The sequence below is a fragment of the Collinsella sp. AF18-8LB genome (genome assembly GCF_003459795.1).
Classification (GTDB): domain Bacteria; phylum Actinomycetota; class Coriobacteriia; order Coriobacteriales; family Coriobacteriaceae; genus Collinsella.
In genome coordinates, this window is sequence record NZ_QRWU01000008.1 from 44,588 (window position 1) to 66,005 (window position 21,418).

At 62.7% G+C, this 21,418-nt stretch carries 14 protein-coding genes; 11 read left to right on the plus strand and 3 right to left on the minus strand.

Annotated elements, in window-relative coordinates; genetic code table 11:
- The first annotated feature begins 28 nt into the window (after positions 1-28).
- From DWX25_RS07925 to bilS, 3 genes are all read left to right on the plus strand, one after another.
- The gene (locus DWX25_RS07925; RefSeq protein ID WP_117799147.1) at positions 29-1,882 is read left to right on the plus strand and encodes an ABC transporter ATP-binding protein; all 1,854 of its coding nucleotides are present in this window, start codon (positions 29-31) and stop codon (positions 1,880-1,882) included.
- The gene (locus DWX25_RS07930) at positions 1,883-3,742 is read left to right on the plus strand and encodes an ABC transporter ATP-binding protein (RefSeq protein ID WP_117799146.1); all 1,860 of its coding nucleotides are present in this window, start codon (positions 1,883-1,885) and stop codon (positions 3,740-3,742) included. It begins immediately after the preceding gene.
- A 105-nt stretch (positions 3,743-3,847) separates the two neighbouring features.
- A complete protein-coding gene (gene bilS / locus DWX25_RS07935) occupies positions 3,848-4,405 on the plus strand; it encodes a flavodoxin family protein BilS (RefSeq protein ID WP_233514244.1) in 558 nt (185 codons plus the stop codon).
- A 305-nt stretch (positions 4,406-4,710) separates the two neighbouring features.
- Here bilS and DWX25_RS07940 read toward each other — a convergent pair whose 3' ends face one another.
- Positions 4,711-7,011 carry an LTA synthase family protein gene (locus tag DWX25_RS07940; RefSeq protein WP_117799144.1) on the minus strand — a complete coding sequence of 767 codons (2,301 nt, stop codon included), beginning with the start codon at positions 7,009-7,011 and terminating at the stop codon, positions 4,711-4,713.
- Between the two features lie 211 nt (positions 7,012-7,222).
- On the opposite strand from DWX25_RS07940, the gene DWX25_RS07945 reads away from it, so the two are divergent.
- From DWX25_RS07945 to DWX25_RS07965, 5 genes are all read left to right on the plus strand, one after another.
- Entirely contained in the window at positions 7,223-8,098 is an 876-nt protein-coding gene (locus DWX25_RS07945) for a nitroreductase family protein (protein ID WP_117799143.1), read from the plus strand.
- A gap of 167 nt (positions 8,099-8,265) precedes the next feature.
- Positions 8,266-10,293: a KUP/HAK/KT family potassium transporter gene (locus tag DWX25_RS07950; RefSeq protein WP_117743449.1), complete on the plus strand. Its 2,028-nt coding sequence runs from the start codon at positions 8,266-8,268 to the stop codon at positions 10,291-10,293.
- A gap of 69 nt (positions 10,294-10,362) precedes the next feature.
- The gene (locus DWX25_RS07955; protein ID WP_117734879.1) at positions 10,363-10,557 is read left to right on the plus strand and encodes a hypothetical protein; all 195 of its coding nucleotides are present in this window, start codon (positions 10,363-10,365) and stop codon (positions 10,555-10,557) included.
- 114 nt (positions 10,558-10,671) lie between these two features.
- Positions 10,672-12,297 carry an ATP-binding protein gene (locus DWX25_RS07960; protein WP_117799142.1) on the plus strand — a complete coding sequence of 542 codons (1,626 nt, stop codon included), beginning with the start codon at positions 10,672-10,674 and terminating at the stop codon, positions 12,295-12,297.
- A gap of 4 nt (positions 12,298-12,301) precedes the next feature.
- A complete protein-coding gene (locus DWX25_RS07965; RefSeq protein ID WP_117799141.1) occupies positions 12,302-13,015 on the plus strand; it encodes a response regulator in 714 nt (237 codons plus the stop codon).
- A 95-nt stretch (positions 13,016-13,110) separates the two neighbouring features.
- Here the strand turns inward: DWX25_RS07965 and rlmKL are convergent, their stop codons facing one another.
- Entirely contained in the window at positions 13,111-15,669 is a 2,559-nt protein-coding gene (gene rlmKL / locus DWX25_RS07970) for a bifunctional 23S rRNA (guanine(2069)-N(7))-methyltransferase RlmK/23S rRNA (guanine(2445)-N(2))-methyltransferase RlmL (protein ID WP_117799140.1), read from the minus strand.
- 75 nt (positions 15,670-15,744) lie between these two features.
- Between rlmKL and DWX25_RS07975 the strand changes: the two genes are divergently transcribed.
- Entirely contained in the window at positions 15,745-16,572 is an 828-nt protein-coding gene (locus tag DWX25_RS07975) for an HAD-IIB family hydrolase (protein WP_117799139.1), read from the plus strand.
- A gap of 192 nt (positions 16,573-16,764) precedes the next feature.
- Positions 16,765-17,469, plus strand: a complete 705-nt coding sequence (locus DWX25_RS07980; RefSeq protein WP_233505619.1) for a transaldolase — start codon at positions 16,765-16,767, stop codon at positions 17,467-17,469.
- Between the two features lie 884 nt (positions 17,470-18,353).
- Here DWX25_RS07980 and DWX25_RS07985 read toward each other — a convergent pair.
- Complete coding sequence (locus DWX25_RS07985; protein WP_117807921.1) at positions 18,354-20,501, minus strand: Tex family protein; 2,148 nt, start codon at positions 20,499-20,501, stop codon at positions 18,354-18,356.
- A 437-nt stretch (positions 20,502-20,938) separates the two neighbouring features.
- Between DWX25_RS07985 and DWX25_RS07990 the strand changes: the two genes are divergently transcribed.
- Positions 20,939-21,418: transposase (locus tag DWX25_RS07990; RefSeq protein WP_147336104.1), on the plus strand; the 480-nt coding region annotated here is incomplete at its 3' end.

Sequence of the window (21,418 nt, forward strand, 5' to 3'; positions counted from 1 at the left end):
TGTGAATGATGATGGGGAGCGCCTTTTTATGATTGAGCTGCTCAGGCGTTTTGGTGGAAAGTTTCGCCGCTATATGGTGATCGGCCCTGCGTGCAAGTTGATTGAAGTGATCTTTGACCTGCTTACGCCGCTGGTGATTGCCCAGATGATCGATAAGGGCATTGGGGCGCACGATGTGAACGCTGTCGTCCGTTACGGCGTGGTGCTCGCCGCCATGGCTGTGATCGGCATCTCGTTTACGCTCGTCTGCCAAAAGATGGCGGCGCTCACCTCGCAGGGCATGGGCACCGACATTCGCGGCGCGCTCTACGAGCACATCAATAAGCTGAGCTACGCCGAGCTCGATCGCTTTGGCACGCCGTCGCTTATCACCCGCATCACCAACGACGTCAACCAGGTGCAGCTCGCTGTGGCTCTGGGCGTACGCATGCTCATCCGCTGGCCCTTCTTGGCGGTGGGATCCATGGTTGCGGCCCTTGCCATCGACCTTAAGCTGGGCGTGATTTTCTTGATTTGCACGCCCGCCATCGGCCTGGTGTTTTGGTTTGTCATGGCGCGTTGCATCCCGTACTACAAGCAGCTGCAGGCAAAGCTCGACCGCATCGCGCTTATCTGCCGCGAAGGGCTTTCGGGCGCCCGCGTGGTCCGCGCCTTCGTGCGCGAGGATCATGAGCGCAAGCGTTTTGCCCAGGCGGCCGATGACCAGGCCAATACTGCCATCGCGGTGGGCAAACTCTCCTCAATTCTCAACCCTGTCACGTTTCTCGTGATGAACCTAGGCGTGTGCGCCATCCTGTGGGTGGGCGGCATCCAGGTCAACGTGGGCGAGCTCACGCAGGGTCAGGTTATGGCGTTTGTAAACTACATGACGCAGACCCTCACCTCCATCGTGTACGTTGCCAACCTGGTCGTGGTCTTTACCAAGGCGAGCGCCAGTGCGTCGCGTATCAACGAGGTGCTCAATTGCGTGCCGAGCGTTACCGACGAGGACAACGAGCCGGTCGCACTGCCCAAGCCGGGCGCGACGGGCAATGCCGCCCCGGCCCCCGCGCTGAGCTTTGACCATGCGAGTTTTTCGTTTGGCGCGGGCGCGGCAAATGCCGTCGACGATGTGACCCTGGAGCTGCCGCTGAGCAAGACGCTCGGAATCATCGGCGGCACGGGCAGCGGCAAGTCCACGCTCGTCTCGCTTATTCCGCGCCTGTATGATGCGGGCACCGGCAGTGTGAGCGTGATGGGTACCGACGTGCGCATTTGGCCACTCGATCAGCTGCGCCATGTGGTTGCGACCGTACCGCAGCGCGCGTCGCTGGTGAGCGGCACCATCCGCAGCAACCTGACCTGGCGCGACGAGGCGGCAACCGACGAGGAGCTCTGGGCGGCGCTCGATATGGCGCAGGCCAGCGAGTTCGTGCGCAACAAGCCACAGGGGCTCGATGCCCCGGTCGAGGCGGGCGGCAAGAACTTCAGCGGCGGTCAGCGCCAGCGCCTGACCATTGCGCGTGCTCTGGTGGGCTCGCCGCAGATCCTGATTATGGACGACTCCGCCTCGGCGCTCGACTTTAAGACCGACGCGGCGCTTCGCCATGCCATCCGCGAGCGCAGCGTGCGCGGTGCCGCCGAGGGCGGGCTGCCGCTGACGACCGTCATCGTGAGTCAGCGCGTCTCGACCGTGCGCGACGCCGACATGATCTGCGTACTCGATCACGGCTCGGTTGCGGGCCTGGGCACACATGACGAGCTGTATGCAAGCTGCCAGCTCTACCGCGAGATTTGCCAGTCGCAGCTGCGCCGCAAGGAGCTCGAGGGCCAGCAGGGGAGCGCGGCGTCCGCGTCCGCCCCGACTGCCCCCGCATCCGTCTGCACAAAGGAGGGCTGTTAGATGAATCCGTATACTTCCTCCGGTTCGGTCGCCACGATGACGGCCAACGTGTCCGGCAACGATAACCTCAACGACCTGGGCGACGGTCCGCGCCAGCCCGGCGATCCCGAGCGCTATCCCGTGGGTGCGGTGACTCGCCGCCTGTTGGGCTACGTCCGTCCGCATCGCATTTCGTTTGCGGCGTCGTTTGTGAGCGCCGCCATCTCCGTTATCTTGCAGCTCTACACACCTATTCTCATTGGCGAGGGCATCGACCTGATTGTTGCCGCGGGCCAGGTGGATTTCGACGCACTGCTGCCGCTCGTCACCAAACTCTCGCTCGTCGTGGTGGGAGCCGCGGCCTTCCAGTGGCTGCAGGGCTACTGCGTTAACCGCCTATCCTACGAGACGGTGCGTGACATGCGCGTGGAGGCGAGTGATAAGCTCAGCCGCATGCCGCTCGGCTTTATCGACAGCCATGCCCACGGCGACCTCATGAGCCGCGTGGTCAACGATGTCGATCAGGTGGGCGACGGTCTGCTGCAGGGCTTCACGCAGCTCTTTACCGGCGTTATTACCATCGTGGGCACGCTCGCGTTTATGTTCTCCATCAATCTGACCATGACGCTCGTGGTGGTGCTCGTCACGCCGCTTTCCATCTTTGCCGCCGGCGCCATCGCCAAGCTCTCCAACAAAAGCTTTACGGCTCAACAGCGCATTCAGGGTCAGCTTGGCGGCCATATCGAGGAATACGTGGGCGAGCAGAAGCTTGTCGACGCCTTTGCCTACGGCCCGCGCGCTCAGCAGCGCTTCGATGCCCTCAATGCCGAGCTCTACACCGCGGGCGAGCGCGCGCAGTTTATGGGTTCGCTCTCCAACCCCGGCACGCGCTTTATCAACAACATCATCTATGCCGTGGTCGCTGTGATCGGCTGCGTGGGCGTGATCACGGGCGTGCCCGCGGCGCTCACGGTGGGCGGCGTGCAAATCTTCCTGTCCTATGCTAACCAGTACACCAAGCCGTTCAACGAGGTCACCAACGTCATTACGCAGATCCAGACGGCGTATGCCTCGGCGCGCCGCATGTTCGCGCTGCTCGATGCGCGCGAGCAGGAGCCCGATGCGGCGGATGCCGTGGAACTTGCTGCCCCGCAGGGTGAGGTGACTTTTGAGCATGTGGACTTTAGCTACGTGCCCGACCGCAAGCTGCTGCAGGACATTTGCATCGAGGCCAAACCCGGCATGCGCTTTGCCCTGGTCGGCCCCACAGGCTGCGGCAAGACGACGCTCATCAACCTGCTGCTGCGGTTTTACGATATCGATGCCGGACGCATCATGGTCGATGGCCAGTCTTCGCGTGACTACACGCGCGCAAGCCTGCGCCGCGCCTTTGGTATGGTGCTGCAGGACACCTGGCTGTTCGAGGGCACGGTGGCGGATAACATCGCGTACGGTTGTCCCGACGCCACGCGCGAGCAGGTCATCGAAGCCGCCAAGCGTGCGCATGCGCACAAGTTTATCGTGCAGCTGCCCGACGGCTACGATACGGTGATCGGCGAGGACGGCGGCACATTTAGCCAGGGCCAAAAGCAGCTGCTGTGCATCGCGCGCGTCATGCTCACCGACCCGGCGATCTTGCTGCTGGACGAGGCGACCTCGAGCATCGATACGCGCACCGAGCTGCAGGTGCAGGCGGCATTCGACGAGCTCATGGCTGGCCGTACAAGCTTTGTGGTGGCGCACCGCCTGTCGACGATCCGCAACGCCGATTGCATTCTGGTCATGCGCGACGGCCAGATTATCGAGCGTGGCACACACGACGAGCTGATAGCGGCAGGCGGCTTCTATGCCGAGCTCTACCGCAGCCAATTCGCCCAGTAGGGAATACCGATTAGCGGCAGATGGTTTACATCTGCGCCGTTAGTACTAAGATATGCTTCTAACAAATTGCATTAATGGCTCGAGTTTCGGGGGAAACGAGGCAACGTGACTACGACGTGCTCTTTGGTGGTTAACAGCAAGAGCGGTAATACCAGGATGGTTTCGGGTGCGATCAAGCGCACTCTGCAGGCTGCGGGCGTTGAGTTTGTCCACGCTGCGGCGTTGAGCGACGATGCGGACGCAGATCAGGTTGAGCTCGAGGCGCAGGGCGCCTGCGCGGCCGACACGGTGCTCGTCGGTTTTTGGTGCGACAAGGGCGCGTGCACGCCTGCGGTCGCGGCGTTGCTCTCCGCCTTGCACGGTAAGCGCGTCTTCCTGTTTGGCACCTGCGGCTTTGGGGCCGACCAGAGCTATTACCAGCAGATTATTGATCGCGTAACTTCCAATTTGGCTGGGGATGCCGAGCTTGCGGGCTGGGCGATGTGCCAGGGCAAGATGGGCCCCGCGGTCAAGCAGCGCTACGAGGCCATGCTCGAGCAAGATCCCGATAACGCCCGATTTAAGATGCTGCTCGACAACTGGGTTGCCGCGAAGGACCATCCCACCAAGGAAGACCTGGACAACATGGCTGCAGCCGCCAAGAAGGCCGTGCTGGGAGAGTAGCTTCGCCGTTCGCGGTCCTTCGTGCAAAACAATACAAATGTGAAAGCCTCGAGATTCTCGAGGCTTTTTCTTGACACTTGTGGACGCAACCACTGCAAGCGTTTGGGGCGACATTTTCCATCACCCCGATGACAAGCCGCGTTCCAGCAACTGGGCGTCTGTCCGGGCGGAGGCATATAAGGCTCATCGCGAGTTCCGCACGCAAAGGAGGCCACTTAATGTGGCCTCCGTCTTGCGCAGGACTGTCCGAGCAGGGAACCTTATATGCCTCCGTCCGGACAGACGTTTCAGTTATGAGCGACCCGCTACTTAATCTTGGTTGTTCCCGGTGCCAGGTTGGGGTCGGTCTCGTTGGCCTCGGTCTGGAAGTGCTCGGTGTACACGTTCTTGCCGTCGCGGAACATCTCGTAGTACTGCATCTTGGCGTAATCCTCGCGCGCCTTGGTGGCGGCTGCGGCAGCGGCGTCGTCACCGGTGACGTTGGAGGAAAGCGCCCAACGCAGACTGGCGTCCTCGTAGCCCACGGAGTTGATAGCGGGCAGCGACTCGCGCAGCGTCATGTGCGCCTTCTGGTAGTCGGTCAGCGGGGCGCCGATCAGCTGCATCAGCTGGGTAGACAGGTAGTTGGTGGACAGGTCATCGACCTCGCTCGTCTGGTCGCAGCCGGCAACGTCGTAGTTGGCCCAAATGATGTAATCGGTCTGCCACAAGCGCTCCTGGTGCGTGGCGTCGTCCTCGTCGGTAAACCACTTATCGTTGAACTTGGACGGGAAGAACGGCTGATGGTCGCCCCAGAACACCACGACCACCTTGCGGTCGAGCTTGCTCAAGGCGTTAAGGAAGTAGCGCAGCGCCTGGTCGGACTGCTCAATGCACGAAACATACTCGTCGACATCGGAGAGCGTACCGTCCTCGACGGTCTTGGTGTCCAGGTCGGTCGTGTCGATGTTCAGGTGCAGCTGCTTGTCGACCGGCAGCAGGCCCGTGTCGTAGCCCGAGTGGTTCTGCATGGTCACGTCGAAGATAAACTGCGGATCGGCGTTCTGGTCGAGCAGCTCAAGAATCTTGTTGTAGGTAGCCTGGTCGGTCACCATGCCGCGTAGGGTATCGGCGCCCTGGAAGTCGTTGATGGACAGGAACTGGTCAAAGCCAAAGTCCTTGTAGACGTTCTCGCGGTTCCAGTTAGTCGCGTGGTTGGGGTGCATGGCCGTGGTGGAATATCCGAGCGACTTGAACTGCTCTGCCAGGTTCCCAGTCGTTTCCATGTTGTAGATGGTGTAGGGGTACACGCCCGAGCCCAGGTTGGCCATGGAGTTGCCGGTCATAAACTCAAACTCGGTATTGGCGGTACCGCCGCCGTAGGCGCTCACATAGAGCTTGCCGCGGCTGAGGCAGTTGGACAGGCTCTTAAAGTACTGCGGACCCTCGTAGCCGGCGCGCATGTTCTGATAGATCGACAGGTCCGAGAAGGTCTCGTTCATGATGGCGATGACCGTGGGCTTCTCGCTGTCGAACTGCTCCTCTGCGGCGGCGCGCTCGTCGCTCTTGGCGGCGTCGGACTTGTCGTAGACCTTGGCGTACTTTTTGAGCGTGGCCTTGGCGTCATCGACAGAGTAGTCGGCGGGTTTGGGCGGCTTAATGGACTGTGCCGCACTAATAAAGGCAGGCAGGTAGCCCTCGCGCCAGTAGCTCTCGAGCGGGCGCCAGGTGTAGACGGTGATGCCGAGGGTGTTGTAGTAGTCGATGAGCGTGACGTGTGCGGTAACGCCGCCCAGGCACAGCACCGCCACGAGCAGGTTGGTGAGCAGCATGCGCTTGGCGTTGGCGGTACCCTTCTGACGATGCGGTGCCACCAGGCCGGCGTACTCGCATAGCAGCATGGCGATGGCGGTAAAGCCCATGGACAGCACGCAGAACAGCGAGATGGAGAAGGTGTAGCCGTTGCCGGCGACTGCGGCGGCAGTGGAGATGGCCGAAAGGTCGCCCGGCTGGATGGGCATGGATTTAAACGTGATGACGAAGAACTCGGCAATGCCCAGGATAAAGAGGGCAAAGGCCAGGACGGCCGGAGCTGCGCCATGGCGCTGGAACAGGAAGAACAGGCCGACCATGAGCACGGTGATGATGGCCCACTCGAGCAGGATGCATAGGGGATAGACCCAGGTAAAGTCGTGGTTGGACGAGACCTCCATGCCCAGCAGCGCAAAGACGCCGGCGAGCAGCAGGCACAGGACGGCGGCGACGAGCGGTTTGCCCACAAAGGCGCCGCGCAGGCGGGCGAGCTTGCCGGTGGGGGCGGGAGCGTCGGGCCCGGCAAACGCAAAGACGCGCGGGGCGATGCGGTCGCGGGCGATGCTGGCCCAGGCGCAGCCGGTAAGGATGGCGTTGGTCAGGATGAGCATCACAAAGGCGAGCGGCTCGTTTTGGGCGACGAGGCCAATGGCGCCCCAAATGGTCAAAAAGAGCTGGAACAGGCCGAAGACGACGCTCCACCCAAGAGCGCTTTTGGCAACGGTGCCCGACTGAGCGCGAATGGCCTTGGCCTCGCGCAAGACAAGGTAGATGGTCGCCGCAAGACCGACGAGCGAGATGGCGGCTGCGAACATGCTGAGACTCCTCACAAACTTAAAACCTACGAAAGCGGGGGTTCACCCGATTGTTAGCAAGATATGCGCTGCAATTGGTGGCTGCGCACAACCAGCCATATTAACGCGCACGTGTGGCGGTGTGGCGCAATGTAGTGGCGACCTGCGCGATAATGGACGGGAATTACACGGAAACGTAAAGGCTTCTTAAAGAAATGGCGAGGGTAGGGCGATGAGCGAGCAGGTTTGTATGACAGGCGCCGAGTACTGCGGCGGAGCTGCGGGCGTGGATACGTGCGGCTATCCGGTCGAGACTACGGGCAACACAGTGCTGGACATCTTGGAGCATCGCTCGTCTACGCGTGCCTTCGCGCGTGATGACGACGACCGTCCCGTGGCGGTGACTGACGAGCAGCGGGCGGCGATTTTGCATGCGGCGAGTCGCGCGCCGTCGGCGGGCGCCATGATGATGTATTCCATCGTGAGCATTCGCGAGCAGGCCACATTGGACCGCCTCGCCGACCTGTGCGATCATCAGCCCATGATCGCCAAGGCGCCCTGGGCACTCATATTTGTGGTCGATTATGCCAAGTGGATCGATCTGTTTGAGCACGTGGGCTGCTTTAAGCCCGAGTTTGTCGAGCGCACGGGCAAGGCGCCCCGTCGTGCACCGGGTCTGGGTGACTTTGCCATCGCGGCGCAGGACGCCGTGATCGCCGCGCAAAATGCCGTGGTCGCCGCCGAGGCCCTGGGGCTGGGGAGCTGCTACATCGGTGATATCGTCGAGAATGCCGAGGAAGTCGCCTCGCTGCTGGACTTGCCTCCCTATACCATGCCGCTGTCGATGCTCATCATCGGCACGCCCCGCAAGGAGCGTCCGGCAATCGCGCATCCCGTGGTGAACCTGGTGCACGAGGAGCGCTACCGCCGCGCCGATACCGCGACCATGGACGCGCAGGTGGCCGAGATGGATGCGATGTTTCGCCCGCACGCCCGCGAGGTGGGCGAGCGCGTGGTGGATATCTACACCCGCAAGCACACGAGCCCCTTTATGGCCGAGATGAGCCGTTCCATGGAGTGGTGGTTCAAAAACTGGCTCGGCAAGTAACGAATGCGGCGATGTGACAAAGGGAAAGTCCCTCTGTCACATTCCATATCGCCGTGGTGGCCTAAAGGCCGTATAAATGTTTATCTAGCTGGGAAAACGGCGCCATTCAAACATGGGCCGATTACCTATAATCCCTTCGAACATTAAAGTTGGGAGGAAACCGGCTTATGGAACAAAAGGCCAAGGAGGCAGCTTCTCACGCTGCGATTCCTGTGAGCATCTCGGCGATGCTCGTCACGCTGGGCGTGGTGTACGGCGATATCGGCACCAGCCCCATGTATGTAACCAAGGCGCTCGTTGCCGGCAACGGCGGCATCGGAAGCGTCACGCAGGAGTTCGTGCTCGGCGCGCTCTCCCTTGTCGTGTGGACGGTCACGCTGCTGACGACCGTCAAGTACGTGCTGATCTCGCTGCGCGCCGACAACCACGGCGAGGGCGGTATCTTTGCCCTGTACAGCCTGGTCAAGCGTTGCGGCAAGTGGCTCATCATCCCCGCCATGCTGGGTGGCGCGGCACTGCTCGCCGACGGCATCCTGACGCCTGCCGTTACCGTGACCACTGCCATCGAGGGCCTGCGCACCATCCCGGCGGTCCACGCCGTGCTCGGTGACGACCAGGGTCGCGTTGTCGCGATCACGCTTGCCATTATCATTGCGCTCTTCTTGGTGCAGCGCATCGGCACGGCCAAGATCGGTCACGCCTTTGGCCCCATCATGACGCTGTGGTTTTTGTTCCTGGGCGGTACGGGCCTGTTCTTTGTCTTCCAGCATCCCGCGGTGCTGCTGTGCCTCAACCCGCTGCGCGGCATCGGCTTTCTGCTGAGCCCCAACAACCATGCGGGCATCATGATCCTAGGCAGCTGCTTCCTCGCTACCACCGGTGCCGAGGCGCTCTATTCCGACATGGGCCATGTGGGCCGCGGCAACATCTACGCCACCTGGCCGTTCGTTAAGTGCTGCCTGCTGCTGTCCTACATGGGTCAGGGCGCGTGGCTTATCAACAACGCTGCCAACCCCGAGCTCATGGGCATCGCCGACCTCAACCCCTTCTACCAGATGCTCACCCCGAGCCTGCGTCCCTTTGCCGTCGGCCTTTCCACCATCGCCGCCATCATTGCCTCGCAGGCGCTCATCACCGGCGCATTCTCGCTGGTGTCCGAGGCCAGCCGCCTGGACCTCATGCCTCATATGCAGGTCTTCTATCCTGCCGAGACCAAGGGTCAGCTCTACATCCCCATGGTCAACAACGTCATGCTCGTGGGCTGCGTTATCGTGGTGCTGCTGTTCCAGAACTCGGCGCACATGGAGGCTGCGTACGGCTTGGCTATTACCCTGACCATGATGTGCACGACGCTGCTGCTCTTCTTCTATCTGCACGTGGAGCGCAAGCTCAAGGTTGCGCCGTGGATCTTTGCCGTCTTCTTCCTCATGCTCGAGGGCTTCTTCTTTGTGAGCTCGCTCACCAAGTTCTTCCACGGCGGCTATTTCACCATCCTTATGGCCGCGCTCATCATGAGCATTATGGTGTGCTGGTACAACGGCACGGCGGTCGAGCAGCGCCAGTTTACGCTGCTGCCGCTGCGCAGCTACCTGCCGCAGCTCAAGCGCCTGCGCGACGACGACCGCTACGAGCTCATGAGCGACAATATCGTGTACCTGACCAAGGACACCAACACCGACTATATCGACCGCGATATCGTCTACTCCATCCTGGATAAGCACCCCAAGCGCGCTCGCGCCTGGTGGTTCGTGAATGTCGAGACCATGGACGAGCCGCATACCTTTGCCTACTCGGTCGAGACGTTCGGCACCGACTACGTGTTCCGCGTGCATCTGTACCTGGGCTACAAGATCAACCAGCGCGTTAACGCCTATCTGCGCCAGGTTGTTCAGGATCTGGCAGCCAGCGGCGAGCTGCCGCCGCAGACGCATGACTACTCGGTCTACAAGGATCCGGGCAACATCGGTACGTTCAAGTTCGTTATGATCCGCAAGCTTCTGGCGCCCGAAAGCGACGTGGAGCCGAGCGAGCGTACGGCCATTACGCTCAAGTACATCATCCGCCGCGCCGCTGGCACGCCTGCGCGCTGGTACGGCCTGGAGAACTCCAACGTGAACTTTGAGTACGTGCCGCTGTTCACCAAGTTTAAGGCCGTGAGCAAGATGCAGCGTCTGGCTCCCAACGAGCGCCCGTAATCGACACCTGAGATTTGACTGTGAACGGGCAGGTTTGCAATGACGGGAAATGAGTCTGGGGAGAAAACCATGGACGCAAAGACGCTTGACGGTCGCGATCTTGCGGCCGAGCTGGTGCGCGAGGCACGCGTCGACGCCGCCGAAGATCGGTTCTTTACGAATCGGGCCAACATGGACATGGCCGATCGTGTGATTTCGGTCGTGGCGCTGGTGTTTGTCGCGGCGTGCGTGTGCGCACTGCTCGCGCACGTGCTGTTTGTCTAGCGGCTGCCGGTCGTAGAAGGCTTTACACTTAGAACCACCACGAGGGAAAACCACCACAAAGGTGCCTGTCCCCTTTGTGGTGGTTTTTGTTTTTGAGAGAGGGGCGGGGCGCTGATGGACGTCCATGCGGACGGCGATATTGCCGAGAACTTTTGGTGGCGGCGTACAACGCTGACGCGTCGCAGCCCTCTGTATGACGCCTGCGTATCGGCGGGGCTGCTGGTCGCGGCGACGATTGTGGGCGCGCTGCTCGACCATCCGGGTCTCGCGCCGAGCATCATGATCGTCTATGTGTTCGCCGTGCAGCTGTGCGCATTCTTTACCTGGAGTCGCCTGTATTGCTTGCTGAGCTCGGCTGCCGCCGTGGCGCTCTACAACTTCTTGTTTGTCGACCCGCGCTGCTCGCTGTCGTTTATCGACCGCGTCTATCCCGGCATGTTCTTCATTATGTTTGCGGTCTCGCTCGTGTCGAGCTCGATCGCGCTGGCCCTGCGCCGCGCCTTGGCGCAGGCTGCCGCCAGCGACCGTCGCACGCAGATGGTGCTCGAGACCAACCGTATGCTGCAGCGCTGCGCCGATCAGCAACAGATTGTGCACGCTATGGCAACGCAGCTGGCGCGTCTTTCGGACTGTCCGGTCGTGTGGTATAGCGCCGATGCCGACGACGATGACCTGCTGCCGCGCGCGACGTACACGGCCGTGGGCGATGCCGCGCCGGTGCACCAGTTGGCGCCCCAGATGCCGCCGCGGCTCTCGGCATCCGCTTATGTGGGAACGCCGCTCGATGCCACCTATGGTGGCTCGGCGTTCTACGGCATATACCTGACCGTGCGCTCGGGTGACACCATGGTGCGCGCGGGCGATCCCGCCTCGGTGGTGGGGGTGCTCGCCATTGTCGCCGAGCCCGATGCGCTGACGCCCGAGGAGCGGACGCTTGCCGATGCCATTGTGAGCGAAGGCGAGCTTGCGCTCGATCGCGCCCGCGCCATGGAGGCCCGCGAGGAGGCGGCGGTACTCGCTAAAAACGAGCAGCTGCGTGCCAATTTGCTGCGTTCCATTTCGCACGATCTGCGTACGCCGCTCACCAGTATTTCGGGTAATGCCGACGTGTTGCTCGACCAGGGCTCGACCGGCACGGCTGTGCTCGACGACCAGACACGCCGCGGCATGCTCCTATCCATTCGCTCGGATGCGCTGTGGCTCAACGCCACCGTCGAGAATCTGCTCGCCATCACCAAGCTCGAGGGCGGCGGCATGCACCTGTCGACCACGCTCGAGCTCATGGACGATATCGTCGAGGAGGCGCTGCGTCACGTAAATCCGGCCGTGCGCGAGCACGACCTTAAGGTAGTGGCGTGCGATGAGCCAGCGCTCGTCAACGTCGACGCGCGCCTGATGGTGCAGCTGGTGGTCAATCTGGTGAACAACGCCATCACCTATACGCCTGCGGGCTCGCATATCGTAATCTCGATTGGCGTCCATGATGGATGCGTGGCGTGCTCGGTTGCTGATGATGGCCCGGGCATTGCGCCCGAGGACCGCGAGCGAATCTTTGAGTCGTTCTACACCGCCAACCATGGCCTGGCCGACAGCTGCCGCAGTGTGGGCTTGGGGCTTTCGCTCTGCCGCTCCATTGCGCTGGCACATGGCGGTAGCATAGAGGTTACCGCGGCGGACCCTCACGGTTCGGTCTTTACGATTGAGCTTCCCGCCGCCGACGTTTCGTTTGATAAGGAGTAGCGCCGTGCCGAACTCTGCCGCAAAACCGCTCATCTTGGTCGTTGAGGACGATCCCGCCGTCCGCAACCTTATCGTCGCCGCGCTCGAGGCGCACGGTTTGCGCCATATGGCTGTGGAGACCGCCCACGCCGCCATCGCCGCCGCTTCGTCGCAGGCGCCGAGCATTGTGCTGCTCGATCTGGGCCTGCCCGATATGGACGGCGTCAAGGTGGTGGAGTCGGTGCGCGCGTGGTCGGGCATGCCGATCATCGTGGTTTCGGCGCGCAGCGAGGACGCGGACAAGATCCGAGCGCTCGATGCCGGCGCCGATGACTACCTGACTAAGCCGTTTTCGGTCGAGGAGCTGCTCGCGCGCATTCGCACCACGCTCAGGCGCCTTTCGTATGCGCAGGCGGGCGGTGTTGTCTCCGAGGGCTCGTTCGATACCGGCGAGTTGCATATCAATTTTGATGCCGGCATCGCCACGATGGATGGCGAGGAGCTGCATCTGACGCCGATTGAGTACAAGCTCTTGTGCCTGCTGGCACACAACGCCGACAAGGTGCTGACGCACCAATTTATCCTGAACGAGATTTGGGGTACGGCGACTAAGAGCGACCTGGCGAGCCTACGCGTCTTTATGGGCACGCTGCGCAAGAAGATCGAGTCCGACCCCGCGCATCCGCGCTATATCCAAACGCACGTGGGTATTGGTTACCGATTGGTCATCCAGGGATAGGTCGGCATCCGCCATCCCAATATGAGTTGCGGTGAAATACGGTCTAAATTTGCCTAATTCCAGGCAAAACAGTCCGTATTCCACCGCAACTTTGTCTATTTGTCCTTGGGCTTGCTGGCGTAGAACTTCTTCTTTTTGGGCTTGCCTGAGCAGGCAGGCTTGTCGTCGCAGTGCGGTCCTCGGTCACCGGTCTGCGCGTGCGCGGGCGCCGTTGCGCGAGGCTTGCGCGCCTCGGGGTTGCGCAGCTCCTCGGTTCGCTCGGCAATCTCCTCGGCGCTAAAGCCGACCTCGGCCATGGCGTCCTCGATGGGCAGGCGGCGCACGATATAGCAATGGTGCACCTTCTGGTTGCGCGCGAAGTCCTCTGGGATGGTTTGCGCCGTAATGTTCTCCAGCACGACGCCCGCGCGCGCGAGCTTGCGCGTCTCGGGGCGGAAGCCACGCAGGTTGCAGCTAAAGATGGCGTGGCCGCCCTGTGCGAGCAGGCGCGATACGCCGGCCAAAAGCTCAACATGGTCGCGCTGGACATCCCAGGTGCGGCGGCCCATCTTGGACGAGTTCGAGAACGTGGGCGGGTCGACAAAGATCAGGTCCCAGCGGTTGCGCGTCTGGCGCTGGTCACGAATCCAGGCGAGCACGTCGTCGCGCACAAAGTGATGCTGCGGCCCCACAAAGCCGTTCTGGCGCATGTTGCGCTCGGCCCAGTCCAAGTAGGTGTTGGAAAGGTCGACCGTCACGGTCTCCTCGACGCCGCCGTCGGCTGCGTAGCAGGTGGCGGTGCCGGTGTAGGCGAACAGGTTGAGGAAGCGGCGCGCCTGCTTGGCGTGCTCGCGCACCAGGTTGCGGGTGACGCGGTGGTCCAGGAAGATGCCCACATCCAGATAGTCGTCAAAGTTGACGGCAAAGGTGAGGCCGCCCTCTTCGATGAGCGGCAGACGACGGCGTGCGATATTGGCGCGCTCGCCCGACGCGCCCTTGCCGGCGCCCTGCTTACCGTACTGCGAACCGCCGCGCGAACGTATGCGGGCTTTGGCGTGCACGTGCTCGGCTGGAACATCCAAGATGAGCGGCGCGATGGCCAAGATATCGAGCATGCGGGCCTGGGCCAGCGCAGGATCGATGGTCTTGGGTGCGGCGTACTCGGCGATGACGAGCCAGCGGCCCGGCGTCTGCGAGCAGCCCTCGTACAGGTCGATGGCGGCGGAGTAGTCGGGCAGGTCGGCATCGTAGACGCGGTAGCAGCTCACGCCCTCACGCTTTGCCCACTTGCGGCGCAGGCGGGCGTTCTTGCGCAGACGGTTGGCGAACTGCTCGGACTCGGGAATGAGCACGGGCAGCGGCTTGCCGTCGCCCAAATCGAGCGTGGCGGCAGGTCCGGGCATGGGGGTGTCGGCGGCTTCGTCTTGGGCGTCCGCGGTCTGCTCCTCGGCATCCGCGCTAGTCGCAGCTTCAAATGCTGCGGCGGCGTGGTCGAGCGAGAGCCAAACCTCAATAGTCGCCTCTTCGTTGTTGGGCATGACGGCGATGGAGCGCGCGGGCTCGGCATGGAGCGCGCGGGCCATAAGTCCGTCGCGGGTGAGCGCGGCGACCGGTGCGGCGGTAAGCTCGGGCGCGCGGTGCAGCTCGCCGACCAGCGTCATGGCGTCGTGCATGAGCGAAAGCGGGGTCTCGGTGGTGTCTGCGACCACGGCGGCGCCGGCGACAGCGTCCGCATGGTCCAGCACGGTGGCGGGCTTGGCGGCGCAAAAGTCGACAAAGCGCTTGTAGCCGGCACACTTGACCATGCGCTCGGCGGTCTTGCGCGCGGCGGGGTCAACATCCACGGCAACGATGCGCGCCTGGCGCTCGCGTGTCGCCGTCTCGCGCTCGCGCGCCTCGGCAAGCAGCTGCTCCCATAGGGCGGCGTCGTGCAGCTGCCAGCCCTCAAAGCCCCAGCGCTCGCGTGCGGCACCCGGAGCGCGGTCGGTAAGAATGTTCACGGCCTCAAGCAGCAGGCCGCCGCCGGCGCACGAGGCGTCGATCAGCGTGGGCAGGGCCTCGTTTTCGTAGTCGTCGGCCGTCAGCTTGCGCTCGCACAGTGCGGTCCAGTCGACCTGCGCCAGCACCAGGGCGGCGTAGTCGGGGCGCAGCACGTGAGTGCCCTCGCCGGCACGAGTCGCGGCGGGCGGCAGGCGCTTGAACAGCGGGTCGCCCGAAAGGTCTAGGCTTATGCTCGCGCGGCGCTGACGCAGCGAAAGCAGTAGGTGAACGTCGGGATCGGCGGCGTCGACATCGGCGCGACGGCCCGTGGTTTCGGCCAGGCGGTCGCACAGCGCGTCTTTGGCGCGCAGGGCCGAGAAGCGCGTGTTGCGCAGCTGCTCGGTCACGCCGCGGGCGGTAATGGCGATGGTGGCGCCGGGGCGGACGATGCTCTCCCAGGCGATGTCGTAAACGCTATCGTACAGTTCATCGGCATTCTGCGCCTCAAAGCGCCCGAGCACCACGAACACGCGGCTCGCCAGGCGCGACCACAGACAGGCGCGGTAGCCTTCTTCGAGCTCGCCCTCAAATGCAGCGCGGCCCTTCAGCCGGCGAACATGCGAAAGTCCGAGGCGTTTAAGCTCATCGGCGAGTGCGGACTCAAAGCCCTCGGGGCAGCTTGCGTAAAATTCCATGGGTGACCTCTCTGGTTGTGTCGCTCCATTATATGATGGAAGCTTCGTTTGCCATCGCCCTCGAAAGGAACCCATATGATTGATGCGTGCCCCGATTCCGCTGTACTGTTTTTTGACGTGGACGGCACGCTGACGTCGTTCGATCCCGACAGCATGACCGATAAGGACTTTTCGGCGGTGCGCCCCTCGCAGACGGTCATTGAGGCGTTTCATCGCCTGCACGATGCGGGGCACAAGGCGTTTATCTGCACAGGACGCCCCTTGTGGCTGATTGCCGATGGTCTGCGTGAGCTCGAACCTGCGGGTATCGTGGCCATGGCGGGGGCGACGCTCGAGGTTGAGGGCCGTGTGGTGCATGAGGATTGCTTTGAAGAGGACATTGTCGAGGAGCTTGCGCGTCGCGTTGTGGACGCCGGCATTGAGGTCTTTTTTGAGGCCAACGCTGCGACTTTTGCACTAGAGCCCGCGGGTGTTGAACGGTCGTCTCTGATCGGCACGCATGTGGTGCATAGCGCCGAGGAAATGCGCATCGACGGCCGCCTGCGTGTGGGCAAGGTGTGCCTTAACGAGCCCGGCTTGGCTCGCGTGGCCAATGACGACGGCTTTATCGAACGCAACTTTGAGCTGTGCAACACCGGCGGCCAGAATCGCGAGCTGAGTCCCAAGGGCATTGACAAGGGCGTGGGCGTGGCGCGAGCGCTTGAGTATCTGGGGCGCGCCGGCAACGCGCGCACCTTTGGCTTTGGCGATTCGGGCAACGACCTGGGCATGCTCGCCGCTGTCGAGACGGCTGTTGCCATGGGCAACGCCATGCCCGAGGTCAAGGCGGTCGCCGACTACGTGACCGACGACGTCGCACACGACGGCACCGTCACCGCCATGCGCCACTTTGGGTTGATCTAATTATTTCGCCGTTCGAACGATTTTCGATCTGCAACTCACTGGATTCACATGCTCAATCGATTTATCAATTCAAACGCTAAGGCGTTTAAACCGTTCGCCGAGAAGATAAAAAACCGCAGTTCACGCCTTGATAAACGTAGATAAAGTGTTTGGCAGTTCCACGCCCGTATGCTAACGAAAGGAATCAGGCAGATGGCAATCAAGGTGTTCGCTGACGGTGCAAACCTCGAGGGCATGCTCGACATGTACGAGAACGGCAACGTTCAGGGTTTCACGACCAACCCGTCCCTTATGAAGAAGGGCGGCGTGACGGATTACCGCGCGTTTGCCAAGGAGGTCCTGGCCCACATCACCGATGTGTCCGTATCGTTTGAGGTCTTTGCCGACGACGTCGAGACCATGGAGATCGAGGCCCGCGAGATCGCTACCTGGGCCGAGAACGTCTATGTCAAGATTCCGTGCGTGACCATCAAGGGCGAGTCCACGGCCGAGTTGGTGCGCAAGCTTTCCGCCGACGGCATCAAGGTCAACGTCACCACCATCTTTACGCCCGCGCAGGTCGACGAGATGGTCGACGCTGTCGACGCCGAGACGCCGTCTATCATCTCGCTCTTTGCCGGCCGTATCGCCGACACGGGTGTCGATCCCATTCCGTTTATGACAGAGTCGGTCAAGAAGGCCGCCGCCAAGCCCAACTGCGAGGTTCTGTGGGCGTCCACGCGCGAGCTTATCAACATTTACCAGGCGCAGGCCTGCGGCTGCCAGATCATCACGGTGCCCAACAGCATTCTGGCCAAGCGCAAGAACATCGGCCGCGACCCGTACGAGGTTTCGCTCGATACCGTGCGCGGCTTTGCCAAGGATATCGCCGCTTTGGGCTTCCATATCCTGCCGTAACGCGAACACTGGCTGCGCCGCGGATTGTTCGCCCCGGCCTTTCCTTTCCCTATCGTTCACGCGCTTCGCGAGGGTCGCGCTAGGCAAAGGAAAGGCCGGGGCTGCCGACACGAACCCGTCGGTAGGTCCTGAGCTGAATCGCTACCTTTATTCCGATGGGGGTCGACAGCGCTACCCCGCCAACTGTCTCGGGCAGTAATGGGGCTGGGCTCGGATGGCAACGCCGCGTGCCACTGGCGGCTTCGTTCGCCGGATGACGATTCGTGTTACGCGTCCGGCGTCACCTCGGACGGCGGCGTGGGCTCCGGCGGCATCGCGTGGACAACGCGGTTCCGCATCATGGATCAACCTGTAATCTAATGATCTTCTAATCCATATCTATCAAGTATCGAAAACGATCCGGCCCCGAGTTGGCAGTCATCGCCAAGGCAAAGGACCCTGCCGGCTATGTGTTCGGGGCGACGCGCAAGTCGCCCAAGACCCTTCGATTATCCTTTGTTCCGCGCATGTAAGATCTCATACTTGACGTGGTTGAACAGCTCTACTGGGCAAACGAGGTCTTTGCGGTTCGTGCCCATAAGTGTCCCACCAACAAAAATCGAGATATTCGGTCTCAGGGTGCCGTCAAGATTGCCAATATGGCTGAAAAACGTCCCGTACCGCACCTCTGCGGGTGCAGATATGGGACTTTTGTTGAATATCTGACGCCTATTTGTTGAGCTTGCACTTTGAAGAGGTGTTATCGCGGCCCAGTGAGGCCGAATATCTCAAAAATTGCAGGTGAGGATTAGCGGAAACGGTGTCTCGCACTTCGGGATATCGCCAAATCGTTTTAGAAGGAGGGGCGCTCGGCGGAATGGGACCCGCCGAGCGCCTGCAGCGGCTTATTTGCCCCGCACCATGGTGAGCGAGATCTTCTTGCGGTCGCGATCGACCTTCTCGACCCACACCTTGACCGTGTCGCCGATGCGCACCACGTCGCTCGGGTGCTTGACGAAGCGGTTGGCAAGCTTGGAGATGTGCACGAGGCCGTCCTGGTGCACGCCCACGTCGACAAAGGCGCCAAAGTCCACGACGTTGCGCACCGTGCCCTTGAGCTCCATGCCGGACTCCAGGTCGTCGATGGAAAGCGCCGAGCGGCTAAAGACCACCTCGGGTGCGTCGTCGCGCGGGTCGCGGCCGGGCTTCTTGAGCTCGTTGACAATGTCGATGAGCGTCAGGGTACCGCAGTCCAGGTCGCTTGCCAGCGCCGAGATGCTGCCCAGACGGCGCCCGATGTCGGGCACGCCGCCGCGGCTGAGCTCGCTTGCCGCAACGCCAGCGCGCTCCAGGACGGCCGTGGCCACCTCGTAGCTCTCGGGGTGGACGCTTGTCGCATCGAGCGGGTTTTTACCGCCGCTGATGCGCAGGAAGCCCGCGGCGTTGAGATATGCCTTGGGTCCTAACTTGGGAACCTTCTTAAGCTGGCGACGATCGGTAAAGGCGCCGTTTTCCTCGCGGTATGCCACGATGTTTTTGGCTACGCTCGGCGTGATGCCCGAAACGTAGCCCAGCAGGCTCGCGCTTGCGGTGTTTACGTCGACGCCCACGCGGTTGACGACGTCTTCCACCACGTGGCCCAGGGTGCGCGAAAGCTCGGCCTGGTCAAGATCGTGCTGGTACTGGCCAATGCCGATGGACTGGGGCGGAATCTTGACGAGTTCTGCCAGCGGGTCTTGCAGACGGCGGCCCAGGCTCATGGCGCCACGCACGGTGACGTCCAGGTCGGGATATTCCTGGCTCGCGAGTTCGGAGGCGGAGTACACCGATGCGCCGGCCTCGTTGACGATGGTGTATCGCAGCCCGGGCGCCTGCTCGGCAATGAACTCCGAGACGACTTCCTCGGTCTCGCGGCTGGCGGTGCCGTTGCCGATGACGATGGTGTTGACGCCGTCCTTCTTGACGAGGCGGGCGAGCTCGCGCTTGGTGCCGGCGACGTCGTGGCGCGGCTTGGTGGGGTAGACCACGCCGTGGTCGAGCAGCTTGCCGGTCTCGTCCATGACGGCGACCTTGCAGCCGGTGCGGTAGCCCGGATCGAGCGCGAGCACGCGGGCGCCGCGCACGGGGCGCGCCGAGAGCAGGCCCTCGAGATTCTTGGCAAAGACGTTGATGGCCTCGGTCTGCGCACGGACGGTGAGCTCGGCGCGGGCCTCGCGCTCAAGCGAAGGGGCCATGAGGCGCTTGTAACCGTCAGCGATGGCGGCGTCAAAGACGGGCGCAAAGACGCCCTGGCGTCGGGGCCAACGGCTGCCGAGACGTTCCGTGGCGGCAGCGCCGTCGACATTCACGCGCACGCGGAGCTTGCCCTCGCGCTCACCGCGGTCGATAGCCAGCACGCGGTGATTGGGTATACGGCGCAGCGGCTCGTCATAGCTGTAGTAGGGCTCGTAGGGGGTCTTCTCGGCGGGGTCGGTTGCCTCGACGACGATGTCGGCGGTGTTTTGCGTAAAGGCGCGCAGGTCGGCAACGTTCTCGGGGTCCTCGGCCACCGTCTCGGCCACGATGTCCGCCGCGCCGGCGAGCGCCTTCTCGGGCGTGTCGAAGCCGGCCTCCTCGTTGACGTAGGCCGCGGCGGCGTCGAGCGCGCTGCCCTTGGCCGAGGCCTGCATGATGATCATGTTGGCGAGCGGCTCCAGGCCGGCCTCGCGGGCCTTCTGCGCGCGGGTCATGCGCTTTTTGCGGTAGGGCTTGTAGAGGTCCTCGACACGCTGGAGCTGCGTGGCCTCGCGAATCTGCTGCTCAAGCTCGGGCGTGAGTTTGCCCTGGGCATCGATGAGCAGGATGACGTCCTCTTTGCGCTGTTCAAGATTGCGCAGGTAGGACAGGCGCTCGTCGAGTGCGCGCAGGGCGACGTCGTCCATGCCACCCGTGGCTTCCTTGCGGTAGCGCGAGATAAAGGGGATGGTGTTGCCCTCGTCGATGAGCTTGACGGCCGCCTCGACGTTGGCGGCCTTAAGGTTGAGCTCGCGGGCGAGCTGGGTGATAAGATCCATGGGACTCCTTGCGTTTAAGGTGCGTTTGCAGCACAGAGCTACCAAGGATACCACCTGCCACTTCGCCCAAGTAGTCATTTTAGGACGGGGCTAAATTGGCTGGTTTTGGATTAGGGATCAGCTGCGGTTTGTTGACTCATCAAAAATCGTGATGGAGAACCAGCTGATTTAGCCCCATTACAGTTTGAGTCGTCCGAAAGGGCGGCTCTTTTCCGTCGCATGGCTATACGATTGAGCCGCACCGGTGGTCGCTGGCCGACCGCCCCGGACGGCCGTCAGCCCCTGCCCCGTAGAGGGCCCGGGACGTGTTGCCGCCGGGGCGGGAGGTGCCGCGGGGAACGACTGATAGAGATGTGCCGGGCCCGGACCGGGCCACGGCCGGGTAATGTGGGTGTCGCTCCCGCGGCTTACGGCCGGCTCAAGGGAGAGGATACACCATGCCTGCAGCAGAAACGCCCGTGGCCTGCCTGGGGATCGACGTCGGTAAGAGCTCGCACAGCGCGTGCGCGCTCGATGCGGAAGGGGGCATCGCCTTCAGGGCCGAGCTGGCCAACAGGCCCGACGACATCGACCGGCTGCTCGAGCGGGCCGGCTCCGGCGCGCTGGTCGTCGTCGACCAGAAGCGGAACATCGGCGCGCTGGTCCTCGCGCGCGCCCATGCGCACGGGAACCCCTGCGCCTACCTGCCCGGATATGCCGAGAAGCAGGCCCGCGGGATGTTCCCCGGCATCGCGAAGACCGATGCCATCGACGCCGAGGTGATCGCGCGCACCGCGCTCGGCGCGCCCCGCGCCCTCAGGCCGGCGCCCGAGGAGCCCGAGGGGGCCGCCTCGCTGCGGATCCTGTCGTCGCAGCGCGAGTTCGCGTCGTCCGCCAGGACCCGCGCGAAGAACAGGCTGCGCGCGACCCTGCTCGAG